6 protein-coding genes are annotated in these 3,019 nt (G+C 63.3%); 1 reads left to right on the top strand and 5 read right to left on the bottom strand.

Annotation, left to right across the window (positions count from 1 at the left end):
• Window positions 1-283: nucleoside hydrolase (locus L0G76_RS15230; protein WP_304357986.1), on the bottom strand; the 283-nt coding region annotated here is incomplete at its 3' end.
• Window positions 284-317: 34 nt separating this feature from the next.
• The gene (locus tag L0G76_RS15225; protein WP_304357985.1) at window positions 318-776 is read right to left on the bottom strand and encodes a DUF2695 domain-containing protein; all 459 of its coding nucleotides are present in this window, start codon (window positions 774-776) and stop codon (window positions 318-320) included.
• Window positions 777-895: 119 nt separating this feature from the next.
• On the opposite strand from L0G76_RS15225, the gene L0G76_RS15220 reads away from it, so the two are divergent.
• Window positions 896-1,783 (top strand): carbohydrate kinase family protein, encoded by an 888-nt coding sequence (locus tag L0G76_RS15220; RefSeq protein ID WP_304357984.1) that lies wholly within the window; start codon window positions 896-898, stop codon window positions 1,781-1,783.
• Here L0G76_RS15220 and L0G76_RS15215 read toward each other — a convergent pair.
• The 3 genes from L0G76_RS15215 to L0G76_RS15205 all read right to left on the bottom strand — a co-directional run.
• The gene (locus L0G76_RS15215) at window positions 1,712-2,206 is read right to left on the bottom strand and encodes an SRPBCC domain-containing protein (protein ID WP_304357983.1); all 495 of its coding nucleotides are present in this window, start codon (window positions 2,204-2,206) and stop codon (window positions 1,712-1,714) included. The two genes, L0G76_RS15220 and L0G76_RS15215, sit on opposite strands and share 72 nt — an antisense overlap.
• A 13-nt stretch (window positions 2,207-2,219) precedes the next feature.
• Complete coding sequence (locus L0G76_RS15210; RefSeq protein ID WP_304357982.1) at window positions 2,220-2,552, bottom strand: VOC family protein; 333 nt, start codon at window positions 2,550-2,552, stop codon at window positions 2,220-2,222.
• Window positions 2,553-2,652: 100 nt separating this feature from the next.
• On the bottom strand, window positions 2,653-3,019 hold a 367-nt coding region (locus tag L0G76_RS15205; protein ID WP_304357981.1), incomplete at its 5' end, for a DoxX family protein.

The raw sequence follows: 3,019 nt of genomic DNA, 5'->3' as shown, positions 1-3,019 counted from the left end.
CTCGCTCGTGTTCGGCAACGGCGGGGACGGCGGATTGTCGGCCGGTCTCGCTCGCGGTCCACGCCAAGGGAAGCCTTTGACCCGCATGGATGGGAATGTCGGTTCGTCCAGCGAGTTCGAGCCAACCCTGAGCATTGGAGACGACCTGTGCGGTGGGCACATTCCCGCCCGAGGCAGCGATGCCGATGATGTCGACGTCGTCCTGGCACAGCAGGTAGCCGAGGGCGAGAGCATCGTCGATTCCGGGATCACAGTCGAGGAACAGCGGCAGTTCGGATGGCATGGGCTCTATTCTGCCGGAGTATTGCATGCTGCTGTCACCAAGGGCTCATTCGTGTCCAGTTGGCGCAGGGCTGGGTCGATCCTCGGCGCACGAACTGGCAGCACAGATAGACGATCTTCGCTGGTGGCTCTTTGATCCCGAACTCTGCAGGCTGTCCCACGGGCTCCTGGACTTCGAAACCGGTGCCGATGACTTCCCCGTAGGCGGCACCGGTCACCCACGGGCGGGAGGAGAAGGCGTATGCGTTGTTGAATATTTCGCAGTCACAGCAGCAGGCGCCCATGCTTCCCAGCCGTTCCATCAGCGCAGTGGCCCTGGGTGCTGTTCGGTCTCGAAACGTCAGTGCGAAGCGATGCGTTCCATCACATCCGAACTCGCCGAGCTGGCGGAAGACGTAGCAGACCAAGCACTCCCCCGCCCGCGGTGTGAGAATGCGGGACGATGCGGCGTCGACGATGGTTCTGACTTCTGATTCCATCATGTCTTTGTCCATGCGGCAACGATTCCAGACGGCACTGACATGAACTGTCGTCAAACCGTTCCGGCGACCGATAACTGTACTATTTATGCTGATGAGGGCCCTGGCGGGCTGCGTGCGCATAGAATCGGGTCATGAGCATTCTTGTCGTCGGTGAGGCTCTCATCGACATCGTCAGCACGACCGGTTCACCGGATCGCTATGCCCCGGGCGGGGCGCCGGCGAATGTCGCCCTCGGTCTGGGCCGCCTCGGCTCTGAGGTCGAACTGCTCACTGACGTCGGCGATGACTTCCACGGCGGGTTCATTCTGGCTCATCTGCGGGAGTCGAACGTCAGGGTGCACGCCCGCCCGACGGGCTCGACCTCGACGGCGCGGGCCCTGCTCTCGGCGGACGGGTCGGCCGAGTACGAGTTCTCACTGCGCTGGGCACCTGAGACCTCTTTGGTCGATGGCGCCGAATGGTCGGCGATCCATGTCGGCTCGATTGCCGCGTTCCTCTCCCCCGGAGCCGAGGCAGTCGACTCCCTTCTCCAGCGCGGTCGAATCTCCTCGGCTCTGCTGAGCCTCGATCCCAACATCCGTCCCACCATCATCGGGGAACATCGGCCGGCACTGGCACGATTCGAGGCACTCGCCTCGCGGGTGGATGTGGTCAAGCTCAGTGATGTCGACGCGGATTGGCTCTATCCGGGACTCAGCGCCGAGTCCCAGGTGGATCGGGTCATTGGTCTCGGAGCTCGGCTGGTCGTTCTCACCTGCGGATCGGATGGGGCACTCCTCTCGACCGCCTCGGCGAGGGTGAGGACACAGGCACACGAAGTCGAGGTGGCGGACACGATCGGTGCGGGCGATTCCTTCATGGCCTCTCTCGTCCACGACCTGCAGAACCCGAGGTCGCGAATCGAGGGCATGGACGAGGACGAACTCAGACGCCTCGGCGAGAATGCCTCACGACGGGCGGCTGTCACGGTCGCTCGCGCCGGCGCTGATCTGCCCTGGGCCAGCGAGGAAGGTTCCTAGCTGCTCGAGTGCGATTCTGTGGCCGTTGCGGCTGCCCTCGATCATGTCCTGCCCGACGAAGGAGACGACCTGGTCGACGATCGAGACAGACGTCCCCGCGGGGACGTCGTCGAAGAACCAGGAGATCAGCCCCGAAGCAAGGAGATCGTCACCGTGCCAGACGGTTTCCGTCTGGACCGCGAACGACTGCTCTTCGACGGCGACATAGGTCACGATCGCTGAGAACTGCAGCTGCCCCGGGGCACCGCAGCGGTATTCGGCGCTTCCACCTGAACGGAAGTCGTCATTGTCGTAGACCAGCGCTTCGCCGGCAGGAACGCTCCACTGCTGTCTCGACCGCGTGTCGGCGAATGCCGCCCAGACGTCCCCACGGGGACGCGGGATCTCCGTGTCCAGGTGCAGTGTTTCGGTCAATGGCTTCATCGGCTGCCTCTCCTCACTCACCGGAGAACACGATTCGGTTGCCGTCGGGGTCGGCCACCTGAAGGATTCGCTGACCACCACCTGGCTGCGGACCGCCGTGTTCGATGCTGGCAGAAGACAGCCGGTCGACCAGGGCGTCGAGGTCGGACTCCCCGAAGACCACCGTCGAACAACCGGCGCGCTGGGGTTCTGCCCATACTTGGATTCCGAATCCCTCCGCGAAATGCCATTCGAGCAGTCCGGGCATCGCAGTGGCATCCGCGTCTCGTCCGAAGAGTCTCGTGTACCAGTCGCGGGCACGACTCTGGTCGTTGACGGTGGCATTGGCCATGATTCCGGTGAACATGATCGCCCCTTCGAGATCGCATGATGTGTGTAGTTGCAGATTGCAATCACTCGCATCATGCAATCACAGATGTTCCGGCACCACAAGCCCCTTCGAAGGCTCACCCTCCGAACGGAGCCAAGGAAAACCGACCCCAGGCGAGGAAGGCGAAGGCGAGCAGAAACGCGACGTCGCCGACCATCCGCCCCCACTCGCTGCGACGGAATCTCGTCGTTGCCGCGCCCGCCATCACCAACATGAGACCGCAGGCAACCAGCGGGGACAGAAAGGGCAGAACCCCCACAAGCGGCGGGACCACCAGCCCGATCACACCAACGATCTTGATCGTGCCTATCGCCTTGACATGACCGGCACCGAAATCATCGACCCAGTGCTGGCTGCTCCCCAGTGAGCGATAGCGTTCCTTTGTGAGGATGATCTGGCTGGCTCCCCCGACACCGAATGCCAGGGCGAGCACTCCGGCGAGG

Origin of the sequence: Brevibacterium picturae, assembly GCF_030453725.1 — a bacterium.
Taxonomy (GTDB): domain Bacteria; phylum Actinomycetota; class Actinomycetes; order Actinomycetales; family Brevibacteriaceae; genus Brevibacterium; species Brevibacterium sandarakinum_A.
The sequence above is the reverse complement of the archived record's forward strand: the minus strand, read 5'-3'. Positions and strand labels throughout refer to the sequence as shown.

Excerpts from the sequence above, each read along its gene's own strand:
- L0G76_RS15210 (WP_304357982.1), bottom strand. The coding sequence starts at position 2,552 with ATGTTCACCGGAATCATGGCCAATGCCACCGTCAACGACCAGAGTCGT.
- L0G76_RS15215 (WP_304357983.1), bottom strand. The coding sequence starts at position 2,206 with ATGAAGCCATTGACCGAAACACTGCACCTGGACACGGAGATCCCGCGT.
- L0G76_RS15225 (WP_304357985.1), bottom strand. The coding sequence starts at position 776 with ATGGACAAAGACATGATGGAATCAGAAGTCAGAACCATCGTCGACGCC.
- L0G76_RS15220 (WP_304357984.1), top strand. The coding sequence starts at position 896 with ATGAGCATTCTTGTCGTCGGTGAGGCTCTCATCGACATCGTCAGCACG.